Source organism: Winogradskyella sp. 4-2091 (assembly GCF_045765065.1).
Taxonomy (GTDB): Bacteria; Bacteroidota; Bacteroidia; order Flavobacteriales; family Flavobacteriaceae; genus Winogradskyella.
Genome location: NZ_JBJKOD010000056.1, coordinates 1 through 531, shown reverse-complemented (window position 1 = coordinate 531; position 531 = coordinate 1). Strand labels below are relative to the sequence as shown.

At 36.7% G+C, this 531-nt stretch carries 1 pseudogene; it reads left to right on the top strand.

Annotation, left to right across the window (positions count from 1 at the left end):
- A pseudogene (locus ACJBCC_RS17285) lies at window positions 1–531 on the top strand (hypothetical protein); the annotation flags it as partial.

Sequence of the window (531 nt, the reverse complement as noted above, 5' to 3'; positions counted from 1 at the left end):
TACTTTTAATGAAGCGCTTCCGACGGACTTAACTACAGAATGTGATGCCATACCTGGTGCGGATACGTTAACAGCTATTGATAGCTGTAGTTCTGCAGAGGTTACCTTTGAAGAAGAAATTATTGATGGCTCATGTATCGGTGATTATCTTATTGTAAGAACATGGACGACTAGTGATGATTGTGATAATGAAGCGGTGCATACACAAATCATAACGGTTCAAGATAATAATGCACCTACACTATTAACACCCCTTGAAACTTCTATTGCTGTACTTTGTAGTGAAATACCAACGGTACCTAATCTTGTGTTTGAAGATTCCTGTTCTAATAATATTGATGTGTCTTTTTATGAAGAATCAACTCAAGGTATTGACCCAGAATTCTATGATATTACTAGAATATGGACTGTAACTGATGATTGTGGTAATCAAACAGAGTTCTCTCAAAATATCGCTGTGGAAGTCGGGAACTATATTGATGTTGTAGATACCGCACGTTGTACTTTAGATCCTGAATTTGATCTCTTTGA